Source organism: Pseudomonas asiatica, assembly GCF_040214835.1.
Classification (GTDB): domain Bacteria; phylum Pseudomonadota; class Gammaproteobacteria; order Pseudomonadales; family Pseudomonadaceae; genus Aquipseudomonas; species Aquipseudomonas putida_Z.
Genome location: NZ_CP157874.1, coordinates 1358768 through 1380401 on the forward strand (window position 1 = coordinate 1358768; position 21634 = coordinate 1380401).

The following is a 21634-nucleotide window of genomic DNA, read 5'->3' on the forward strand; positions in this document are numbered from 1 at the left end:
GATGCATTCATCCAGGATCATTCGGGGTAAGCATGACAGTGGATCTGGCCAGCATTCTGCTGGGCTTGGTGGCAGGTGCATTACCTTGCCTGGGTTGGCTCATGCAGGTGCAGCGCCGCCAGGGCGCGCGGCAAGGCGAGCAGGCCTTGCTCGAAGAGCGCCTCAATGCTGCCCAGCTGGCCCTGGCCGGCCTGCAGGCGCAACTGGACGCCAGCCGCGACGAGGTCAGCGACCTCAGCGAAGCCAACACCGTCAAGCAGACCCAGCTGGCCGCCCAGGGCCGTGAGCTGGAACTGCTGCAGATCGACCGCGACAACGCCCGTGACGCCGCCCACGCCTGGAACCTCGAGCGTGCCAACCGCGAAGCCGAACTGCGCCGCCTGGAGGCCCAGACCGCACGCCTGGACGCCGAACTGCGCGAGCAGCAGGAAAGCCACCAGCAGCGCCTGGAAGACCTGCAGGAAGCCCGCGACACCCTGCGCGCCCAGTTCGCCGACATGGCTACCAAGATCTTCGACGAGCGCGAGCAGCGCTTCGCCCAGACCAGCCAGCAGCATCTCGGCCAGTTGCTCGACCCGCTCAAGGAGCGCATCCAGGCCTTCGAAAAACGTGTGGAGGAAAGCTACCAGCAGGAAGCCCGCGAGCGCTTCTCGCTGGGCAAGGAGCTGGAGCGCCTGCAGCAACTGAACCTGCGCCTGTCCGACGAAGCCACCAACCTGACCCAGGCGCTGAAGGGCCAGAAAACCCAGGGCAACTGGGGTGAGCTGATCCTCGAACGGGTACTGGAGCATGCCGGCCTGGAAAAGGGTCGCGAATACCAGACCCAGGTCAGCCTCAAGAGCGCCGATGGCGAGCGCTTCCAGCCTGATGTGCTGATCATGCTGCCCGGCGACAAGCAGGTAGTGGTGGATGCCAAGGTCAGCCTCACCGCCTACCAGCAGTTCGTCGCCGGCAACGACGAGGCCGCGCTCAAGCAGCATGTGCAGTCGCTGCGCAGCCATGTCAAAGGCCTGTCGAGCAAGGACTACAACCGCCTCGAAGGCCTGCACAGCCTGGATTTCGTGCTGCTGTTCGTGCCGATCGAGGCCGCCTTTTCGGCAGCCCTGCAGGCGGAGCCGAACCTGTTCCAGGAGGCCTTCGATCGGCAGATCGTGATCGTCAGCCCGACCACCTTGCTGGCCACCTTGCGGGTGATCGACAGCCTGTGGAAGCAGGAACGCCAGGGCCAGAACGCCCGCGAGATCGCCGAGCGCGCCGGCTGGCTGTACGACAAGTTCGTGCTGTTCATCCAGGACCTGGACGAGCTGGGCAGCCGCCTGCAGCAGGTGGACAAGGCCTATGCCGCCGCGCGCAACAAGCTGTGCGAAGGGCGCGGCAACCTGGTCAGCCGCAGCGAACAGCTGAAGCTGCTGGGCGCCCGCGCCAGCAAGAGCCTGCCGGCCGACCTGCTGGAGCGGGCGCTGTCCGACGAGGCGTTGCCGGACGAAGCGCTTACTGAACCAGGCTCAGATGGCGATTGAGCATGGCGCGCAGGGCCGCCGGCTTGACCGGCTTGGCCAGGTAGTCCAGGCCAGAGGCATGCACCATGGCGATGGTTTCCTTGCTGCCGTCGGCGCTGATCACCACGCCCGGCACCGGCTCGCCCAGGCGCGCGCGTAGCCAGCCCATCAGCCCGGTACCGGTCTCGCCGTCGTCCAGGTGGTAGTCCACCAGCGCCAGGTGCGGGCGCATGCCCCTGGCCAGCAGGGCTTCGCATTCGGCGCGGTTGCGCGCGGTCCACACCTGGCAACCCCAGCGGCTGAGCAGGCTGTTCATGCCGATCAGGATGCTGTCTTCGTTGTCCACGCACAGTACCTGCAGCCCGGCCAGTGGCTGGCCGCCCTGTTCCACCGGGGCGGTGGGCGCTGGGGCGGCCTGGCGGGCAATCGGTACGCTGACGCGGAACACCGTGCCCTTGCCCGGCCACGAGCGCACTTCCAGCTTGTGCCCCAGCACCCGGCACAGGCCGTCGGCGATCGCCAGGCCCAGGCCCAGGCCCTTCTCGGCGCGGGTCTGGTGGCTGTCCAGGCGCTTGAACTCCTGGAAAATCACCTGCAGCTTGTCGTCGGCGATGCCCGGGCCGCGGTCCCACACCTCAAGCCACAACTGTTCACCCTGGCGCCGTGCGCCCAGCAGGATCGGGCTCTTGCCATAGCGCAGGGCATTGGTCAGGAAGTTCTGCAGCACCCGGCGCAGCAGCTTCATGTCGCTGTCCACCCGCAGGCGGCTGCCGCGCAGGCGGAACTCCAGGCCCTTCTCGGCGGCCAGTACCTTGAATTCGGCGCCCAGGGTGTCGAATAGCTCGTTGAGGGCAAAGGGCTTGGCATCCGGGGTGATCTTGCCGTTTTCCAGGCGCGAGATGTCCAGCAGGTCGCTGATCAGCTCTTCGGCCGAGCGCAGCGAGCTGTCCATGTGCTGCACCAGTTGCCGGGCCTCTTCATTCATGCCCTCGGCCTGCTGCGACAAGGCGGCGGAGAACAGCCGGGCGGCGTTCAGCGGCTGCATCAGGTCATGGCTGACCGCAGCCAGGAAACGGGTCTTGGACTGGCTCACCGCTTCGGCACGGCTCTTGGCTTCGGACAACGCCTGGTTCAGTTGCGACAGCTCTTGGGTGCGTTCCGCCACCCGTTGTTCCAAGCCTTCGTTGGCATCGCGCAGGGCCTGCTCGGCCTCGCGGAACGGGGTGATGTCGGTGAAGCTCATGACGAAACCGCCGCCCGGCATCGGGTTGCCGATCAGTTCGATCACCCGGCCATTGGGGAACAAGCGCTCGGAGGAGTGCGCACGGCCCTGGCGCATCCAGTGCAGGCGCCGCGCCACGTGCACCTGCGCCTCGCCCGGGCCGCACAGGCCACGCTCGGCGTTGTAGCGGATGATGTCGGCGATCGGCCGGCCCACGCTGATCAGCCCGTCGGGGTAGTTGAACAGTTCCAGGTAACGGCGGTTCCAGGCCACCAGGTGCAGGTTCTGGTCGACCACGCTGATGCCCTGGTTGATGTTCTCGATGGCCCCTTGCAGCAGGGCGCGGTTGAACTGCAGCACCTCGCTGGCTTCGTCGGCGATACGCACCACGTCTTCCAGCTGCATGTCGCGGCCTTCGATGGCGGCCTTGACCACGGCGCGGGTCGACGAGGTGCCGAGCACGCCGGCCAGCAGGCGTTCGGTGTGTTCGATCCAGTCGCCGTCGGCGTTCTGGTTGGGGTTGAAGCCCTTGCCCTGGCGGTAGGCGAAGCGGATGAAGCTCTGCCGGGCGCGTTCTTCGCCGACAAAGCGCGAGGCCAGGGTCAGCAGGTCGTCGATCTGCACCGCTAGCAGCGGCTTGCTGCTGGGCCTGGCGCTGGTCTGCTGGCCGATGAAGCGGCCGGCTTGCCAATGCTCGGAAACCCGCGTGCGCGACAGCACCGAGACCCAGGCGAACAGGGTGAAGTTGCCCGCCAGCGACAGCACCACGCCCTGGGTCAGCGGGCTGATCGGCAGGTTAAGCGGGTTGCCGTGCAGCCACGCCAATCCTGGGAACAGCTGCAGCGACCAGCCCACGCTGTGCGCGGCAATCGGCAGCACCAGGGTGTAGAACCACAGGAAAATACCTGCGGCCAGGCCAGCGAACACGCCGCGGCGGTTGGCCTGCTTCCAGTACAGCGCGCCGAGCATGGCCGGGGTCAGCTGGGTCACGGCGGCGAAGGCGATCTGGCCGATGGTCGCCAGGCTGGCGGTGGAGCCCAGCAGGCGGTAGCTGACATACGCCAGCAGCAGGATCACCACGATGGTCACCCGGCGTACCGAGAGCATCCAGTGGCGGAACGCCTCGAACGGCCGCTCGGCGTTGGTACGGCGCAGCAGCCAGGGCAGCAGCATGTCGTTGGAGACCATGGTCGACAGCGCCACGGCCTCGACGATGACCATGCCGGTGGCCGCCGAGGCACCACCGATGAATGCCAGCAGGGCCAGGCTCGGGTGTGCTTCGGCCAGCGGCAGGCTGATGACGAACGAATCGGAGATCACCGTGCCCGGCAGCAGCATCTGCCCGGCCAAAGCGATCGGCACCACGAACAGCGCGGCCAGCGCCAGGTACATCGGGAATACCCAGCGCGCCAGGCGCATGTCCTGGGGTTCGATGTTCTCCACCACGGTGACGTGGAACTGCCGTGGCAGGCAGATGATCGCCATCATCGCCACGGCGGTCTGCACCACCATCGACGGCCAGTTGATGGTTTCCTGCCAATAATCCTGCAGGTGGATCGACTGGCGGGCCTGGCTGAACAGGTCGTCGAAGCCGTCATACAGGTTGAAGACGATGAAGATGCCCACGGCGAGGAAGGCCAGCAGCTTGATCAGCGATTCGAAGGCAATCGCCAGGACCATGCCACGGTGGTGTTCGGTCACGTCCAGGCTGCGGGTACCGAAGACGATGGCGAACAGCGCCAGTACCAGCGACACCACCAGCGCGGTGTCCTGCACGCGGGTGCCGGTGGCGTCGGCATTGGCGCCGATCAGAAGGTTCACGCCCAGCACGATGCCCTTGAGCTGCAAGGCGATGTACGGCAGCACGCCGACCAGGCAGATCAGCGCCACGACCACCGCCAGGGACTGCGACTTGCCGTAGCGCGCGGCGATGAAGTCGGCGATCGAGGTGATGTTCTGTTGCTTGCTGATCAGCACCATCTTCTGCAGCACCCAGGGCGCGAAGATCAGCAGCAGCACCGGGCCCAGGTAGATCGGCAGGAATGCCCAGAGCTGTTCGGCGGCCTGGCCGACCGCGCCGAAGAAGGTCCAGCTGGTGCAGTACACGGCCAGCGACAGGCTGTACACCCAGGCACGCAGCTTCGGCGGCAATGGCGTGCTGCGGCGGTCGCCGTAGAAGGCGATGGCGAACATGATGGCCATATAGGCCAGGGCGACCACGGCGATCAGCCCGCTGGACAACGACATGAAGACTCCGAAGCAAAAAGATAACGCGGTCCCGATCAATCAGTCTGGCACGCAGGTGCCGCTTCGTCAGCGCAGACGATGGTCGCAGTGGCAGGTGGTCGCAGGGTTCTCTTTAACCTGTGCCGGCCCTTTCGCGGGTGAACCCGCTCCCACAGGTACTGAACAGGCTTCGAAAGCGGCGCTGCCCCTGTGGGAGCGGGTTCACCCGCGAAGAGGCCAGCAGAGCAGACATCATCCTTTGCGGGTACCCAGCCAATAAAACACCCCCGCCAGTATCACCGACAACACCAGCAGATAGAAGATCGCCCCCGGCCACAGATGCACCAGGGCAAACCCCACCATCACCGGCCCCAGCGCCGCTCCGAGGTTGGACAGGTTCTGCGCACCGTAATACACCCCACGCAAGTGCTCCGGCGCGATCAGGTCGATGAACATGTACTCGGCCGGGATCACGATGATCTCGCCCAGGGTGAACACCAGCATCGCCAGGCACCACGCCAGCGCCGAACCGGCCAGGGCAAAGCCCAGCAGCCCGGCGATGAACAGGCCCATGCCGGCCAGCAGCCAGGGCATCAGGCGCTGGCGGCTGATGCGGCGGCCGATCAGGTACTGCAGGGCAATCACCGTCACCGCGTTGGTGGTCACCAGGTAACCGATCAGGCGCGCCGCCTCGGCCGGGCTGCTGGTCACCACCAGGTACTGTGACAGGTAGGCGGTGAACTGGCCGAACACCACCGCGCTCAGCACCCCGCCCAAGGTGAAGCATACCAGCCGCCGGTCACGGGCCAGCCCCAGCGCCACCTGGCCAAAGCCGGCCCCGGGCTTGTCCGGCGCACTGGCCTGCAGGCTGCGGTCACCCAGGCGCCAGTAGGCCAGGCACATGGCCAGGCCGAGCAGGGCAGAGGCGCTGAACGGCATATGGTCGTTCAGCTCCAGCATGGCCACGCCCAGCAGCGGGCCGGCGGCGTAGCCGACGTTGCTGAGGGTGTACTTGATGGCGAACACTTCGGCCCGTTCCTCCACCGGCAGCAACGCGCAGAAGCCCGCCTTGGCGGCGATGTCGACCACTGCCAGGGCCAGGTTGATCATTACCAGGCAGAGAAAGAACAGCAGCGCCGAGTTGCTGGCGACCGCGCCGACGAAGGCCAGGGCAAACAGCAGGGTGCTGGCGCTGACCAGTGTGTGGTTGCGCAAGGTATCCACCAGGTGGCCGCCATACAGGCTCAGCAGCGAGGCGATGATCAGCGCGCCACCGATCAGCAGGCCGATCTGGCTGATCGGCAGCTGGAAGTTGTCGGCCAGGTACACCACCAGGTAGGGCAGGGTAAGGGCACGGGCGACGGTGAGGGTGAAGGTGGTGGTGAGCAGCAGGCGCACAGTGTGCGGGTAGCGTTTGATGGCGGCGAGCATTGCCACGTCCTTGTTGTGGAATAGCCGAATCGGAGCATATGACAAATGGGGGCTGCTCTGCAGCCCATCGCCGGCAAGCCGGCGATGGGGCCGGGACAGGCTTGCTATAGAATCACCGCGCTTGCCAGTCAGTGCATTTCCCATGCAGATTTGTGGCTTGTCGCGCCCGGCGCACCTCCAATTGAAAAGCCCTCAGGACCAAGGACGATGAGTCACTCCTCGCAATTCACCTTGCTCGGCAAGCGGCGTTTCCTGCCGTTTTTCATCACCCAGTCGCTGGGTGCCTTCAACGACAACCTGTTCAAGCAGTCGCTGATCCTGGCGATCCTGTTCAAGCTCAGCCTGGGCGACGGCGACCGTTCGATCTGGGTCAACCTGTGCGCCCTGCTGTTCATCCTGCCGTTCTTCCTGTTCTCTGCGCTGGGTGGGCAGTTTGGCGAGAAGTTCGCCAAGGATGCGCTGATCCGGGCCATCAAGCTGGCCGAGATCGCGATCATGGCGGTAGGCGCGCTCGGTTTCATCACCAACCACCTGGCGCTGATGCTGGTGGCGCTGTTCGGCATGGGAACCCACTCGGCGCTGTTCGGCCCGGTGAAGTACTCGATCCTGCCGCAGGCCCTGCGCGAGGAAGAACTGGTCGGCGGCAACGGGCTGGTGGAAACCGGTACCTTCCTGGCCATCCTCGCCGGCACGATCGGCGCCGGGGTGATGATGTCGGCCGACAGCTATGCCACCGTGGTGGCTGGTGGCGTGGTCGGCACCGCCGTGCTCGGTTACCTGGCCAGCCGCTGGATCCCGCGGGCCGCTGCCGCTTCACCGCAAATGCCGCTGGACTGGAACATCTTCAGGCAGTCGTGGGCGATCCTGCGCATGGGCCTGGGGCAGCCGCCGGCGGTGTCGCGCTCGATCGTCGGCAACTCGTGGTTCTGGTTCGTCGGTGCCATCTACCTCACGCAGATCCCGGCCTACGCCAAGGACTGGCTGCACGGTGATGGCACGGTGGTGACACTGGTGCTGACCCTGTTCTCGGTGGGGATCGCCCTGGGTTCACTGCTGTGCGAACGGCTGAGCGGGCGCAAGGTGGAAATCGGCCTGGTGCCGTTCGGCTCGTTCGGCCTGAGCCTGTTCGGCCTGCTTTGGTGGTGGCACTCCGGCGATGTACCGGCTGCGGCGGCACCGCACGACTGGCTGGCGCTGTTGGGCATGGGCCAGGCCTGGTGGATCCTGCTGTCGATCGTCGGCCTTGGGGTGTTCGGCGGCTTCTACATCGTACCGCTGTATGCGCTGATCCAGGCCCGCACCGCCGAAGACCAGCGCGCCCGGGTGATCGCTGCCAACAACATCCTCAATGCCCTGTTCATGGTGGTGTCGGCAGTGCTCACCATCATCCTGCTGGGCCTGGCCGAGCTGACCATCCCGCAACTGTTCCTGGTGGTGTCTCTGCTCAACATCGCGGTCAACGCCTATATCTTCAGGATCGTGCCCGAGTTCACCATGCGCTTCCTGATCTGGCTGCTCAGCCATTCGATGTACCGTGTGCAGCACCGCGACCTCGAGCGCATCCCCGACGAAGGCGCAGCGCTGCTGGTGTGCAACCACGTGTCGTTCGTCGATGCGCTGCTGCTGGGCGGGGCGATCCGCCGGCCGATCCGCTTCGTCATGTACTACAAGATCTACAACCTGCCGGTACTCAACTTCGTGTTCCGCACCGCAGGCGCCATCCCGATTGCCGGGCGCAACGAAGACCTGGCTATCTACGAACGTGCTTTCGCGCGCATTGCCGAATACCTGGCCGATGGCGAGCTGGTATGCATCTTCCCTGAAGGCAAGCTGACCGGGGATGGCGAGATCGATGTGTTCAAGGGCGGCGTCAACCGCATCCTCGAAGAAACCCCGGTGCCGGTCATTCCGTTGGCCTTGCAGGGGCTGTGGGGCAGCTTCTTCAGCCGTGACCCGGCCAAGGGCTTTTTCAAGCGCCTGTGGTCGCGGGTGACCATCGTGGCAGGCGCCGCCATCCCGGTGGAGGCGGCGCAGCCAGAAGCCTTGCGTGAGCAGGTCAGCCGCCTGCGCGGCAACCTGCGCTAGGGGAGGGCGTCAGCTGGCGCTGACTTTCAGGCCGACCAGGCCGGTAATGATCAGCGCCACGCTGACCAGGCGTACCAGGGCCATGGACTCGCCGAACAGGATGATGCCGGCGATCACCGTGCCGACGGCGCCGACGCCAGTCCAGATGGCATAGGCGGTACCCAGCGGCAGCTCTTTCATGGCCAGGCCCAGCAGGCCCAGGCTGATGGCCATGGCGGCGACGGTGAGGACGGTGGGCAGAGGCTTGCTGAAGCCGTCGGTGTATTTCAGGCCGACGGCCCAGCCGACCTCGAACAGGCCGGCGAAGAACAGGATGATCCAGGACATGGTGCGTCTCCATCGTTGTGAATGATGGGGCCGTCCCCGGAATGGTCACGCGGTGCGTCGTGAGGTCGTCCTCACAGTGGGTGCCATGGTGCACATATGCAGCCCTCTGGGCAAGCCTGTGCAGGCCTCTTCGCGGGTAAACCCGCTCCCACAGGGATCTCCACAATTTTCAGACCTGTGCAGTACCTGTGGGAGCGGGTTTACCCGCGAAAGGGCCCGCACAGGCAACATCAATGCCTGGCCGGCTCCCCACCTTCTGCTTCTGCCACAGGTTCCCCCATGCGCCGGAACCAGGTCGACAGCAGCGCCCCGGAAATATTGTGCCAAACGCTGAACAACGCACTCGGCACCGCAGCCAGTGGCGAAAAATGCGCCGCCGCCAGTGCCGCACCCAGCCCGGAGTTCTGCATGCCCACCTCCAGCGCCAGCGACTTGCGCTGTGCCAGTGGCAGCTTGCACAGCCTGCCGGTCAGGTACCCCAGCAAGTAGCCGAAGCTGTTGTGCAATATCACCACCGCCATGATCAGCAGCCCCGACTCGGCGATCTTCGCCTGGCTGGCCGCCACCACCGCGCACACGATCATCACGATACTCACCACCGATACCAGCGGCAGCACCTGCACCGCCGCCTGCACCCGCGCGCCAAGCAGCCGCTGGGCCAGTACGCCGAGCACGATCGGCAGCATCACCAGCTGCAGGATCGACCAGAACATGTCCATGAAGGACACCGGCAGCCAGGCCGAGGCCAGGAACCAGATCAGCGCCGGGGTCAGCAGCGGGGCGAGCAGGGTGGTCACCGCTGCGATCGCCACCGCCAGCGCCAGGTCGCCACGGGACAGCCAGACCATCACGTTCGACGCCGTGCCGCTCGGGCAGCAGCCAACCAGGATCACGCCCACGGCGATTTCCGGCGGCAGGTGGAACAGCTGGCACAGCAGCCAGGCCATGCCCGGCATGATCACGAAGTGCGCGACCACACCCAGCATCACCCGCCAGGGCTGGCGGGCGAGGGCGGCGAAGTCATCGAGCTTGAGGGTGAGGCCCATGCCGAACATCACCAGGCCCAGCAGCGGCACGATGGCCACCTTCAGGGCGATGAACCATTGCGGTTGCAGGAAGGCCAGTACGGCGAACACCAGCACCCACAGGGCGAAGGTATTGCCGACGAAGCGGCTGAGAGTGGCGAGGGCACGCATGGGGCAAGTCCTTTTCTGCTTATAGCGTTATTGATTTCACTGGCCCTTTCGCGGGTGAACCCGCTCCCACAGGTACTGCACAAGATTCGAAGCCTGTGCGGTTCCTGTGGGAGCGGGTTCATCGAGGCGTCGAACCGCCGCGAAAGGGCCGGCACTGCCAAAAATCACTTCAAGGCCAGCACCGGCATTTCAAAACCAGTCAGACCCCTTGCGGAATCTCTTCCCCACCCAGCGCCTCGAACAGCACCGGCAGGAATTCGGCAAAGGTCATCATCATCAGCTGGAAGCTGGCATCGAACTGCTGCGCAGCCTCATCGCCACCATCCTGTTCGGCCTGCTCCTGCAGAAGCTCTTCGAACTTCAGGCGCTTGATCACCATCTTGTCATCCAGAATGAACGACAGCTTGTCCTGCCAGGCCAGGGCCAGCTGGGTAACCACCTTGCCAGTGCTCAGGTGCAGCTGGATTTCCTCGCCGGTCAGGTCCTGGCGCTTGCAGCGCACGATACCGCCATCTTCGGCGGTGTCGCGCAGTTCGCACTCGTCCAGCACATAGAAGCCTTCGGCAGCTTCCTGCGACTTGACCCACTCGGTCATGGTGGCAACCGGTGCGATTTTCACGGTGGCCGGGCGTACCGGCAGCGAGCCCATCACTTCACGCAGGGTCGACAGCAGGTCTTCGGCACGCTTGGCGCTGGCCGAGTTGACCAGGATCACGCCCAGGCGCGGGGCAATGGCCGCGAAGATCATCGAGCGGCGGATGAACGCGCGCGGCAGGAAGGCCTGGATGATCTCGTCCTTGATCTGGTCGCGTTCCTTTTTATAGACCTTGCGCATCTGCTCGGTCTCGATCTCTTCGACCTTTTCCTTCACCGCATCGTTGACCACGCTGCTGGGCAGGATGCGTTCTTCCTTGCGCGCGGCAATCAGCAGGTACTCGCCGCTGACATGCACCAGGGGAGCGTCTTCGCCCTTGCCGAATGGCGCGACGAAACCATAGGTGGTCAGCTCCTGGCTGGCGCAGGGGCGGGCCGGCTTGCTGGCCAGGGCCGCTTCCAGCGCTTCAGGCTCGAACGGGACTTCCTGGGTCAGGCGGTAGGTCAGCAGGTTCTTGAACCACATGAGGGGCAATCTCTCCTTAATGCATAAGGCGGGCATTATTCTCCGAGCGGTGCTCTCAGGCCAACCCTGTCGGAGTGCCAGTAGCTGTAGCTGAATGTAAAGATGCACGTGGCAACGCTAGGTCTTTGAAAGGCCTGAGGTTTTTTTTGAAAAAAGTTAAAAAAGTGCTTGCCAGGGTACGGGGCCGTCCGTAGAATGCGCGCCACACCGAGACGAAGGGTGATTAGCTCAGCCGGGAGAGCATCTGCCTTACAAGCAGAGGGTCGGCGGTTCGATCCCGTCATCACCCACCACTCGATGTTTAGCGCAGCGGTAGTTCAGTCGGTTAGAATACCGGCCTGTCACGCCGGGGGTCGCGGGTTCGAGTCCCGTCCGCTGCGCCATATTTCACTTCCAGGGCCTACTGAACACCCGGAAGTAACAAGGAAAGCGACCTCAGGGTCGCTTTTTTTGTGCCTGCGATTTGGTGTTTTCGCGAATTTTGCAAAAAGTTCGATAAGTGCTTGCCAGAGCGCCAAGTCGCCCGTAGAATGCGCGCCACACCGAGAGACATGGGTGATTAGCTCAGCCGGGAGAGCATCTGCCTTACAAGCAGAGGGTCGGCGGTTCGATCCCGTCATCACCCACCACTCGATGTTTAGCGCAGCGGTAGTTCAGTCGGTTAGAATACCGGCCTGTCACGCCGGGGGTCGCGGGTTCGAGTCCCGTCCGCTGCGCCATATTCCACTTCCAGGGCCTACTGAACACCCGGAAGTAACAGAGAAAGCGACCTTAGGGTCGCTTTTTTTGTTTCTGCATCCTGAGCGATTTCATCGTTCATGAAATCCTGGGGCAGCTTTGCGGCCCATCGCGACACAAGGCCGCTCCTACAGGGGTATGCGCAGTCAGCGAGTGACGCGATCTCCTGTAGGAGCGGCCTTGTGTCGCGAAAGGGGCGCAAAGTGCCCCCGGCAATTTCAGCTACGACGCTCTTCTTCCCGCAAAGTCAGCACTTCAAACCCATCCTCGGTCACCGCCACGGTATGCTCCCACTGCGCCGACAGGCTGTGGTCGCGGGTAATCACCGTCCAGCCATCCTTCAGCGTGCGCGTCCCGCGTCCGCCCTGGTTGATCATCGGTTCGATGGTAAACACCATCCCCGGCTTCAACTTCAGGCCCATCCCGCGCTGGCCGATGTGCAGCACCTCGGGCCCTTCATGCATCTGTTGGCCAATGCCATGCCCGCAATACTCACGTACGACGCTGTAGCCCGCCGCTTCGGCATGGGTCTGGATGGCATGGCCGATATCACCCAGCGTAGCCCCGGGGCGTACCTGTTCGATGCCTTTCCATAGCGCGTTATAGGTGGTGTATACCAGGCGCTGCGCCTCATCGCTGATCGGCCCGATGCTGTACATCTTTGACGAGTCGGCGATATAGCCGCCTTGTTCCAGGGTGATGTCGACGTTGATGATCGAGCCTTCCTTCAGCACCTCATCGACCTTGGGCATGCCATGGCACACCACATGGTCCACCGAGGTGTTGAGCGAATAGGGGAATCCATACTGGCCCTTGCTCGCCGGGCGGGCCTTGAGCGTGCCGACGATGAACGCCTCGGCGCGGTCGTTGATCTGCATGGTGGTCACGCCGGGGCGGATGAAGCTGTCGAGGTCGGCGAACACCTGGGCAAGCAGTTGGCCGGCGCGGCGCATCAGGTCGAGTTGGGCGGGGGTCTTGATAATCACCTGGGACATGGAGGAGTGCAGTGGCTCGTGCTGGAATGTGCCCCAGCATAGCGCCATGGGGTGTGGGGTTGCCATCGCATGGTGCACAGCCTGTATCGGCCTCTTCGCGGGCACGCCCGCTCCCACAGGTGCAGCACCGCCCTCAGGCCTTGCGATATCCCTGTGGGAGCGGGCATGCCCGCGAAAGGGTCGGCACAGCTGGCCCATAAATTGCTGTTTCACCTCTATCCAGGGCTATCAACGTCGACAGCCCACAAAACTTCACGACAAAGGCGCCGTGTTGCCCCGCTTGCCCAGCAAGCAGGGGCAGCCGGCGCCTTTTTGCGTTCCCTACAGGAGCCCGCCCATGGCCAACAGCGAAGTGCGCAGCGTCTGCCCCTACTGCGGCGTCGGTTGCGGCATCGTCATGAGCGTCGCCGATGGCAAGGTCGGCAAGATCAGCGGCGACAAGCAGCACCCCAGCAACTTCGGCCGCCTGTGCACCAAAGGCCTCACCGCACACCTGCCGCTGACCGCCGCCGGGCGCATGGAGGATGCCTATGTGCGCCAGCAGCGCAGCCAGCAGCCAGCGCGTACCGGCATCGGCCAGGCCATCGCCGCCGCCGCCGGGCGTTTGCGCGGCATCATCGACCAGCACGGCCCCGACGCCGTGGCGCTGTACGTGTCCGGGCAGATGTCGCTGGAGGCCCAGTACCTGGCCAACAAGCTGGCCAAGGGCTTTATCCGCACCCGCCACATCGAGTCCAACTCGCGCCTGTGCATGGCCAGTGCCGGCAGCGGCTACAAGCTGTCGCTCGGTGCCGACGGCCCGCCCGGCAGCTACCAGGACTTCGAGCACGCCGACGTATTCCTGGTGATCGGCGCCAACATGGCCGACTGTCACCCGATCCTGTTCCTGCGCCTGCTCGACCGGGTCAAGGCGGGTGCCAAGCTGATCGTCGTCGACCCACGGCGCAGCGCCACTGCCGACAAGGCCGACCTGTTCCTGCAGGTGCGTCCCGGCAGCGACATGGCCTTGCTCAATGGCCTGCTGCACCTGCTGCTGCGTAACGGCCACACCGACCCCGACTTCATCGCCCTCCACACCGAAGGCTGGGACGAACTGCCGGCCTTTCTCGATGACTACACCCCTGACCGGGTGGCTGCCATCACCGGGCTGGCCGAGGCCGACATCATCAAGGCCGCCGAATGGATCGGCGGCGCCAGCAACTGGATGAGCTGCTGGACCATGGGCCTGAATCAGAGCATCCACGGCACCTGGCACACCAATGCGATCTGCAACCTGCACTTGGCCACGGGCGCCATCTGCCGCCCCGGCAGTGGGCCGTTCTCGCTGACCGGCCAACCCAATGCCATGGGCGGCCGCGAGATGGGCTACATGGGCCCCGGCCTGCCAGGCCAGCGCTCGGCGCTGGTAGAGCAAGACCGCGCCTTCGTCGAGCAGCAGTGGCAACTGGCCCCGGGCAGCCTGCGCAGCGAAGGCGGCGAGGGCACGGTGGCGCTGTTCGAGCAGATGAAAAGCGGCGTGGTAAAGGCCTGCTGGATCATCTGCAGCAACCCGGTGGCCAGTGTCGCCAACCGCCAGCAGGTGATCGACGGCCTGCGCCAGGCCGAACTGGTGATTACCCAGGATGCCTTCCTCGACACCGAGACCAACCGCTACGCCGACATCCTGCTACCGGCTGCGCTGTGGGCCGAAGGCGAGGGCGTGATGATCAACAGCGAGCGCAACCTCACCCTCATGCCACGTGCCGTCGAACCGCCCGGGCAGAGCCTGCCAGACTGGCAGATCATCGCCCGGGTCGCCTGCGCCATGGGCTATGCCGACGCCTTCGATTACCCCGATGCCGAGGCGGTGTACGAGGAGATCCGCCGCTTTCACAACCCAACCACCGGCTACGACCTGCGGGGCATCGGCTATGCCGAACTACGCGAACAGCCGCACCAGTGGCCCTGCGCCCCAGGCCGCGACAACCCGCGCAGCCCGCTGCGCTACCACAACGACGGCAGCAGCCAGACGCTGTTGCACGATGCCCAAGGCGAGTGCCCGGTGCTGGCCTTCCCGACCGCCAGCGGCAAGGCCCGCTTCTTCGCCCGGCCCTGGTTGCCGGCGGCGGAGCTGCCGGATGCCGATTACCCCATGGTGCTGAATACCGGCCGCGTGCAGCACCAGTGGCACACCCTGACGAAGACCGGCAAGGTACCGGCGCTGAACAAGCTGGAGCCCGGCCCCTTCGTGGAAATCCACCGCGACGATGCTGCCCGGCTGGGCATCGCCGAAAAGGACCAGGTGGCCATTCGCTCGCGCCGCGGGCAGGCCGTGCTACCCGCGCGAATCAGCGACCGGGTCATGCCTGGCAACTGCTTTGCCCCGTTCCACTGGAATGACCTGATCGGCGAGCAACTGGCGATCAACGCCGTGACCTGCGATGCGGTCGACCCGCTGTCGCTGCAGCCGGCGTTCAAGCATTGTGCCGTGACCCTGGAGCGGGTTGCCGGTGAGCGCATCGAAGCCCTTGATCTGAACACTGCCAATCCGGAGCCTGCCCGCATGCCGACCGCCACCCTGTCCCGTCTGCTTGGCCTGGACACCCTGCCAGCCCCGGTGCTGGCCGAGGAAGAGCGCCATTACCTGCAAGGCTTCCTGCTGGGCCTGGACCAGGCCCGCGCCGAGGGCGTGCCCTGCCTGCCGGCCAGTGCGCCGCTGGCCGCCAACCGCCGGTTGTTCGTCGATGGCCTGCTGGCCGGGCTGTTCGCCCAGCCGGCGGTGCTGCCCGATGCGGCGTTGATAGCACCACGGCACCAGGTGCTGTGGGCTTCGCAAACCGGCAACGGCGAGCTGTTGGCCGAACGCTGTGCCGAGCGCCTGCGCGGTGCCGGCCTCGACGTGCAGCTCAGTTGCATGGAAGCGGTCAGCCCGCGCCAGCTGCAGGGCGCCGCCAGCGTGGTGCTGATCGCCAGCACCTTTGGGGATGGCGACGCGCCCGACAGCGCAGCGGCATTCTGGCAAGCCTTGCAAGGCGAGGAGGGCGCCCACTGCGCCGAACTGCCTTTTGCCGTGCTGGCCCTGGGCGACTCCAGTTACGACCAGTTCTGTGGCTTTGGCCGCAAGCTCGACCAACGCCTGGCCGAGCTGGGTGGGCGGCGCCTGCTGCAGCGGGTGGACTGCGAGCCGGACTTCGACGACGCCTTCGCCGCCTGGCTGGATGCGCTGCTGCCCACGTTAGGCAACGCCGCTGCACCGCAACCGGTCACCGAGCCTGCGCCCGTGGCGGCCTATGGCAAGCAGCAACCCTGGGCTGCCACCTTGCTGGAAAACCGCCTGCTCAACGGCCCGGGTGCCAGCAAGGAAACCCGTCAACTGGTGTTCGACCTGAGCGGCAGCGGTTTCACCTATGCCGCCGGTGATGCCTTGGGCGTGTGGCCGCTCAACTGTCCGGCCCTGGTCGACGAGCTGCTGGTGCTGATGCGGCTCGATGGCCAGACCATGGTTCAGCTGAAAGGCCAGCCCGCCATGCCGCTGGCCGAAGCCTTGCAAGCGCACCTGGAGATCGCCAAGGTCACCACGCAGCAGCTGCAGGCCTTCGCCGGCAATGCCCCGGACCTGCAGCGCCTGCTGCAGCCCGAGTGCAAGGCCGAGCTGCAGGACTGGTTGTGGGGGCGGCAACTGGTCGATGTGCTGCGCGCCTTCCCCCAGCAGCTGCCGCTGGCCAGCTGGCTGGAGCTGCTCAAGCCGTTGCAGCCGCGCCTGTATTCGATCAGCTCCAGCCCGCTGGCGCACCCGCAGCAGGTGCACCTGACCGTTTCCACGGTGCGCTATGGCACGCGCAAAGGGGTGTGTTCAAGCTTCCTTGCCGACCGTGCGCAGGCGCTGAAGGTGGCCATCTTCCCGCAAGTGTCGAAGCACTTTCGCCTGCCCGAGGACGACAGCGTGCCGGTGATCATGGTCGGCCCCGGCACCGGCATTGCGCCGTTCAGGGCCTTCCTCGAAGAGCGAGAGGCACGTGGGGCGGAAGGGGCCAACTGGCTGTTCTTCGGCGAGCAGTACGCGGCCACCGATTTCTATTACCAAGAGCAGCTGCAGGCCTGGCAGGATGCAGGGCACTTGCGCCTGGACACAGCGTTCTCGCGCGACCAGGCCGAGAAGGTCTACGTGCAGCAGCGCATGCTCGAACAGGGCGCGCAGTTGTGGCAGTGGCTGGAGGCGGGGGCGTACTTCTATGTGTGTGGCGATGCACAGCGCATGGCCAAGGATGTGGATGCGGCGTTGCGGGCGATCGTCGCCGAGCATGGCGGCATGGATGCAGCGGCGGCTGCGGCTTATGTCGAAGCGCTGGGCAGGGCCAAGCGGTATCGGCGGGATGTGTATTGATGTGCACCGGGATGGGGTGTTGTGCACTGTGAATGTGCATGACCTGTACCGGCCTCTTCGCGGGTAAACCCGCTCCCACAGGTACAGCACAGGTCTGAAAATTGTGGAGATCCCTGTGGGAGCGGGTTCACCCGCGAAGAGGCCGACACAGGCAACCCAGTTGGCACACTCCCTGCTTTACCCTGGTTACAACAAAGCCCAATGATCAACGGCGATCAACCCGGGCCCCCTACCGTGATGAATACAGGCAAAGGCGCCTGGAGCTTCGGCTCCAGGCGCTTTTTTTTTTGATCGAGGATCGGCTTATGAAGGCAACAGCGAGCAGCGGGCAACGAGAGCGACTGGTCATCGTCGGCAACGGCATGGTCGGCCACCATTGCGTCGAACAACTGGTCAGCCGCGGCGCCCTGCAGCGCTTCGAAGTGCATGTGTTCGGCGAAGAGCGCCAACGCGCCTACGACCGCGTGCACCTGTCCGAGTACTTCGGCGGCAGCTGTGCCGAAACCCTGGCCCTGTGCGAGCAGGACTTCTACGGTACCAACGGTGTGCACCTGCACCTCGGCGAAGCGGTGCTGGAAATCGACCGTGAGCGCGGCGAAGTGGTCACCGCCGAGGGCCGCTACGGCTACGATCACTTGGTGCTGGCCACAGGTTCCTACCCGTTCGTGCCGCCGATCGAAGGTTCCAGCGGCAATGCCCGCCTGGTCTACCGCACCCTCGACGACCTCGACGGCATCCGCGCTGCCGCAGCCAGTGCCCGCCGTGGCGTGGTAGTGGGTGGTGGCCTGCTTGGCCTGGAAGCAGCCAACGCCCTCAAGTCGCTGGGCCTGGAAGCCCACGTGGTGGAATTCGCCCCACGGCTGATGCCGGTGCAGCTGGACGGCGAGGGCGGTGCCGCGCTCAAGGCACAGATCGAAGCGCTGGGCGTTGGCGTGCATCTGTCGCGCGCCACCCAGTCGATCAGTGCGGGTGAAGACTACCGCTACCGCATGAACTTCGATGGCGGCGAGCACCTGGAAACCGACCTGATCGTGTTCTCCGCGGGTATCCGCCCGCAGGATGCCCTGGGCCGTGCCTGTGGCCTGGACATCGCCGCGCGTGGCGGCGTGGTCATCGACAACCACTGCCGCAGCAGCGACCCACGCATCTTTGCCATCGGCGAGTGCGCCTCGTGGAACGGCAGCGTGTTCGGCCTGGTCGCCCCGGGCTACAGCATGGCGCGCAACCTGGCGGCATTGCTGATGGGTGAAGCCGCTGGCGAATTCACCGGTGCCGACATGTCGACCAAGCTCAAGTTGCTGGGCGTGGATGTCGGCTCCATCGGCGATGCCCATGGCGCCACCCCGGGCGCACGCAGCTACCGCTTCATCGACGAAGCCAACAGCGCCTACCGCCGGCTGGTGGTGGATGCCAGCGGCAAGCATGTGCTCGGTGCGGTGCTGGTGGGCGACAACAGCTACTACGACACCCTGCTGCAGTACGCCCAGAACGGCATCGCCCTGCCAGCCGACCCCGCGGCACTGATCCTGCCGCAAGGCGGCGCACCGGCCCTGGGTGCTGATGCGCTGCCCGACAGCGCGACCATCTGCTCGTGCCACAACGTCAGCAAGGGCGCGGTCTGCGCCGCCATCGACAGTGGCTGCGGCGACCTTGCCGCAGTCAAGGGCTGCACCAAGGCCGCCACCGGTTGTGGTGGTTGCGCGGCACTGCTCAAGCAGGTGTTCGAGCACGAGCTGACCGCCCGTGGCGTGGCGGTGGACAAGAGCCTGTGCGAGCACTTCGCCTACACCCGTCAGGAGCTGTACGGGCTGGTGCGGGTAGAGGGTATCCGCACCTTCAACGAACTGCTCGAACGCCACGGCAAGGGCCACGTTGGCTGCGACATCTGCAAGCCGGCGGTGGGCAGTATCCTCGCCTCGTGCTGGAACCAGCCGATCATGGACCCGGCGCTGGTGCCGCTGCAGGACACCAACGACACCTTCATGGCCAACATGCAGAAGAACGGCACGTACTCGGTGGTGCCGCGCATCCCCGGTGGTGAGATCACCCCCGACAAGCTCATCGTGATCGGCCAGGTGGCGAAAAAGTACGACCTGTACACCAAGATCACCGGCGGCCAGCGCATCGACCTGTTCGGCGCCCAGTTGCACGAGCTGCCGCTGATCTGGGGCGAGCTGATCGAGGCCGGCTTCGAAACCGGCCATGCCTACGGCAAGTCGACCCGCACGGTGAAATCGTGCGTCGGCAGCACCTGGTGCCGTTACGGCGTGCAGGACAGCGTCGGCATGGCCCTGCGCCTGGAAGACCGCTACAAAGGCCTGCGCAGCCCGCACAAGCTCAAGTTCGCGGTTTCCGGCTGCACTCGCGAATGCGCCGAGGCACAGAGCAAGGACATCGGCGTGATCGCCACCGACAAGGGCTGGAACCTGTACGTGTGCGGCAATGGCGGCATGCGCCCGCGGCATGCCGAACTGTTTGCCACCGACCTCGACGACGAAACCCTGGTGCGCCTGATCGACCGCGTGCTGATGTTCTACATCCGCACCGCCGACAAACTGCAGCGCACCTCGGTGTGGCGCGAGAACCTGGAAGGTGGGCTGGACTACCTGAAGCAGGTGATCATCGACGACAGCCTGGGCCTGGCCAGCGAGCTGGAGGCGCAGATGCAGCATGTGGTCGACCAGTATGAATGCGAATGGGCCAACGCCCTCAACGACCCCGAGAAGCTCAAGCGCTTCCGTACTTTCGTCAACGACCGCCGCGCCGACCCGGACGTGCACTTCGTGCGCGAACGCGAACAGCGCCGGCCTGCTGCGCCACTGCACCTGATCCCAACCGTCGAGGAGGCTGTCTGATGAACCTGTCCAATGCTGCTGTGAAAACCCACGAGAACTGGCAGGCGGTGTGCCAGGCGGATGACCTGGTGGCCGATTCCGGGGTGGTGGTCTGGCTCGACGGGGCCCAGGTCGCGCTGTTCTACCTGCCGGGGCAGGCGCAGCCGCTGTACGCGGTGGACAACCGCGACCCGCGGTCCGGCGCCAACATCATCGGCCGCGGGCTGGTTGGCAGTGTGCAGGGCGAGCTGGTGGTGGCCGCGCCGTTGTACAAGCAGCACTTCAGCCTGGAGAGCGGAGAGTGCCTGGAAGATGGCGGGCAGCGCCTGCGGGTGTGGCCGGTGCGGTTGAACGGGGAGGCGGTGGAGTTGGCTGTGGCCTGATGCTCATCAGTTGCCTGCACCGGCCCTTTCGCGGGTGAACCCGCTCCCACAGGTACTGCACAGGTCTGGAGAACTGTGGAGATCCCTGTGGGAGCGGGTTCACCCGCGAAAGGGCCGGTACAGGTTATTTGCATGCGGTAAGCTTGAGCCCATGAACCTCGACACCCGCATCAAGTACCGACACCTGCTGTGCTTCCTGGAGATTGCCCGGCAGGGCAGCCTGGCCAGGGCTGCCGACATCCTGGCAATCAGCCAGCCAGCCATCTCCAAGACCCTCAAGGAACTCGAAGACCTGCTGGAAACGCGCCTGTTCGCGCGCAGCCGCCAGGGCGTCGAGCTGACCCCGGCCGGTACGCGTTTCATGCGCTATGCCGGGCCCAGCGTGCAGGCCCTGCGCGATGGCGTCAGCAGCCTGCGTGGCGAAGCGCGGGCGCCGTCGCAAGTGCGCATCGGTGTGTTGTCCACGGTCGAAGGCCTGCTCATGCCCGAAGTGCTGTGCCGCCTGCACCAGCGCCATGAGGCGCTGGTGATCAGTGTGGTCACAGGGGTCAGCGCGCAGCTGCTCGGCCAGTTGCGCCTGGGCGAACTGGAACTGGTGGTCGGGCGCATGACCGACAGCCCGCAGATCCAGGGCTTGTCGTTCGAGCACCTGTACAGCGAGTCGATGAGCCTGGTGGTGCGGCCCGGCCACCCGCTGCTGGCCAGCAAGCCAGTAGAGCGGGGGGAGGTTGGGCATTACCCGCTGGTGCTGCCGCCAGCCGGCACCACCATCCGCCAGCATGCCGATAGCCTGTTCGTGCAATGCGGCATCCAGATGCCCGCCCAGCGCCTGGAAACCCTGTCGCTGGCGCTGAGCCGGCGCTACCTTCTGGGCAGCGATGCAGTGTGGGTGGCGCCGCGCGATGCGGTGCTGCTCGACCTGCGCCGGGGCGAGCTGGTCGAGCTCGACCTGGGTGTGCGCGAGCCGGGCGGCTCGGTCGGCATCTGTCGCAATGCTGCCTTGCCGCAGAGCCTGCCTGGGCAGTGGGTATGCGAGGTGTTGCGCGAGGTAGCGGGGCAGTACCGAGAGGGCAGCTACCCCTGAACGCAGGTTTGGCCCTTTCGCCGGCAAGCCAGCTCCCACAGGGATAGCACCTGCTTCGTGGCCTGTGGTCAACCTGTGGGAGCTGGCTTGCCGGCGATAGGGCCAGTGCAGGCTTCTCAGCATTCAGCTAA

Annotated in this window: 12 protein-coding genes and 4 tRNA genes; 10 read left to right on the plus strand and 6 right to left on the minus strand. The window is 65.3% G+C overall.

Annotation, left to right across the window (positions count from 1 at the left end):
* Positions 1-146: 146 nt before the first annotated feature.
* Positions 147-1520: a DNA recombination protein RmuC gene (gene rmuC, locus ABNP31_RS06260; protein WP_162276782.1), complete on the plus strand. Its 1374-nt coding sequence runs from the start codon at positions 147-149 to the stop codon at positions 1518-1520.
* On the opposite strand, the gene ABNP31_RS06265 is transcribed toward rmuC, so the two are convergent.
* Together ABNP31_RS06265 and ABNP31_RS06270 are read right to left on the minus strand one after the other, a co-directional pair.
* On the minus strand, positions 1492-4968 hold the full coding sequence (locus ABNP31_RS06265; RefSeq protein WP_085665354.1) for a hybrid sensor histidine kinase/response regulator: 3477 nt from the start codon (positions 4966-4968) through the stop codon (positions 1492-1494). The genes rmuC and ABNP31_RS06265 overlap by 29 nt on opposite strands.
* A 231-nt stretch (positions 4969-5199) precedes the next feature.
* Positions 5200-6378, minus strand: a complete 1179-nt coding sequence (locus ABNP31_RS06270) for an MFS transporter (RefSeq protein ID WP_238067362.1) — start codon at positions 6376-6378, stop codon at positions 5200-5202.
* 207 nt (positions 6379-6585) lie between these two features.
* On the opposite strand from ABNP31_RS06270, the gene ABNP31_RS06275 reads away from it, so the two are divergent.
* A complete protein-coding gene (locus tag ABNP31_RS06275; RefSeq protein WP_015269262.1) occupies positions 6586-8463 on the plus strand; it encodes an MFS transporter in 1878 nt (625 codons plus the stop codon).
* Positions 8464-8472: 9 nt separating this feature from the next.
* Here the strand turns inward: ABNP31_RS06275 and sugE are convergent, their stop codons facing one another.
* From sugE to rdgC, 3 genes are all read right to left on the minus strand, one after another.
* A complete protein-coding gene (gene sugE / locus ABNP31_RS06280; protein WP_009686221.1) occupies positions 8473-8790 on the minus strand; it encodes a quaternary ammonium compound efflux SMR transporter SugE in 318 nt (105 codons plus the stop codon).
* Positions 8791-9020: 230 nt separating this feature from the next.
* A complete protein-coding gene (locus ABNP31_RS06285; protein ID WP_013971400.1) occupies positions 9021-9986 on the minus strand; it encodes a bile acid:sodium symporter family protein in 966 nt (321 codons plus the stop codon).
* Between the two features lie 199 nt (positions 9987-10185).
* Positions 10186-11106 carry a recombination-associated protein RdgC gene (gene rdgC / locus ABNP31_RS06290; RefSeq protein ID WP_013971401.1) on the minus strand — a complete coding sequence of 307 codons (921 nt, stop codon included), beginning with the start codon at positions 11104-11106 and terminating at the stop codon, positions 10186-10188.
* Between the two features lie 217 nt (positions 11107-11323).
* On the opposite strand from rdgC, the gene ABNP31_RS06295 reads away from it, so the two are divergent.
* The 4 genes from ABNP31_RS06295 to ABNP31_RS06310 all read left to right on the plus strand — a co-directional run bounded on the left by ABNP31_RS06295 (position 11324) and on the right by ABNP31_RS06310 (position 11825).
* Positions 11324-11399 (plus strand) — tRNA-Val (locus ABNP31_RS06295).
* A 13-nt stretch (positions 11400-11412) separates the two neighbouring features.
* Positions 11413-11489, plus strand: a tRNA-Asp gene (locus tag ABNP31_RS06300).
* Between the two features lie 170 nt (positions 11490-11659).
* Positions 11660-11735: transfer RNA gene (locus ABNP31_RS06305), tRNA-Val, on the plus strand.
* Positions 11736-11748: 13 nt separating this feature from the next.
* Positions 11749-11825: transfer RNA gene (locus ABNP31_RS06310), tRNA-Asp, on the plus strand.
* Between the two features lie 237 nt (positions 11826-12062).
* Here ABNP31_RS06310 and map read toward each other — a convergent pair.
* Positions 12063-12839 carry a type I methionyl aminopeptidase gene (gene map / locus ABNP31_RS06315; RefSeq protein WP_238067363.1) on the minus strand — a complete coding sequence of 259 codons (777 nt, stop codon included), beginning with the start codon at positions 12837-12839 and terminating at the stop codon, positions 12063-12065.
* A 337-nt stretch (positions 12840-13176) separates the two neighbouring features.
* Between map and ABNP31_RS06320 the strand changes: the two genes are divergently transcribed.
* The 4 genes from ABNP31_RS06320 to pcaQ all read left to right on the plus strand — a co-directional run bounded on the left by ABNP31_RS06320 (position 13177) and on the right by pcaQ (position 21503).
* The gene (locus ABNP31_RS06320) at positions 13177-17202 is read left to right on the plus strand and encodes a bifunctional nitrate reductase/sulfite reductase flavoprotein subunit alpha (RefSeq protein WP_350013097.1); all 4026 of its coding nucleotides are present in this window, start codon (positions 13177-13179) and stop codon (positions 17200-17202) included.
* Between the two features lie 305 nt (positions 17203-17507).
* Complete coding sequence (gene nirB, locus ABNP31_RS06325) at positions 17508-20057, plus strand: nitrite reductase large subunit NirB (protein WP_350013098.1); 2550 nt, start codon at positions 17508-17510, stop codon at positions 20055-20057.
* A complete protein-coding gene (gene nirD, locus ABNP31_RS06330) occupies positions 20057-20419 on the plus strand; it encodes a nitrite reductase small subunit NirD (protein WP_075044032.1) in 363 nt (120 codons plus the stop codon). The genes nirB and nirD overlap by 1 nt, the downstream gene beginning before the upstream one ends.
* Before the next feature lie 151 nt (positions 20420-20570).
* The gene (gene pcaQ / locus ABNP31_RS06335) at positions 20571-21503 is read left to right on the plus strand and encodes a pca operon transcription factor PcaQ (RefSeq protein ID WP_039614581.1); all 933 of its coding nucleotides are present in this window, start codon (positions 20571-20573) and stop codon (positions 21501-21503) included.
* Positions 21504-21634: the final 131 nt, after the last annotated feature.

Bases quoted from the DNA above. Each gene is read 5' to 3' on its own strand.
- ABNP31_RS06265 (WP_085665354.1), bottom strand. From the start codon at position 4,968: ATGTCGTTGTCCAGCGGGCTGATCGCCGTGGTCGCCCTGGCCTATATG.
- ABNP31_RS06270 (WP_238067362.1), bottom strand. From the start codon at position 6,378: ATGCTCGCCGCCATCAAACGCTACCCGCACACTGTGCGCCTGCTGCTC.
- ABNP31_RS06275 (WP_015269262.1), top strand. From the start codon at position 6,586: ATGAGTCACTCCTCGCAATTCACCTTGCTCGGCAAGCGGCGTTTCCTG.
- sugE (WP_009686221.1), bottom strand. From the start codon at position 8,790: ATGTCCTGGATCATCCTGTTCTTCGCCGGCCTGTTCGAGGTCGGCTGG.
- ABNP31_RS06285 (WP_013971400.1), bottom strand. From the start codon at position 9,986: ATGCGTGCCCTCGCCACTCTCAGCCGCTTCGTCGGCAATACCTTCGCC.
- rdgC (WP_013971401.1), bottom strand. From the start codon at position 11,106: ATGTGGTTCAAGAACCTGCTGACCTACCGCCTGACCCAGGAAGTCCCG.
- map (WP_238067363.1), bottom strand. From the start codon at position 12,839: ATGTCCCAGGTGATTATCAAGACCCCCGCCCAACTCGACCTGATGCGC.
- ABNP31_RS06320 (WP_350013097.1), top strand. From the start codon at position 13,177: ATGGCCAACAGCGAAGTGCGCAGCGTCTGCCCCTACTGCGGCGTCGGT.
- nirB (WP_350013098.1), top strand. From the start codon at position 17,508: ATGAAGGCAACAGCGAGCAGCGGGCAACGAGAGCGACTGGTCATCGTC.
- nirD (WP_075044032.1), top strand. From the start codon at position 20,057: ATGAACCTGTCCAATGCTGCTGTGAAAACCCACGAGAACTGGCAGGCG.
- pcaQ (WP_039614581.1), top strand. From the start codon at position 20,571: ATGAACCTCGACACCCGCATCAAGTACCGACACCTGCTGTGCTTCCTG.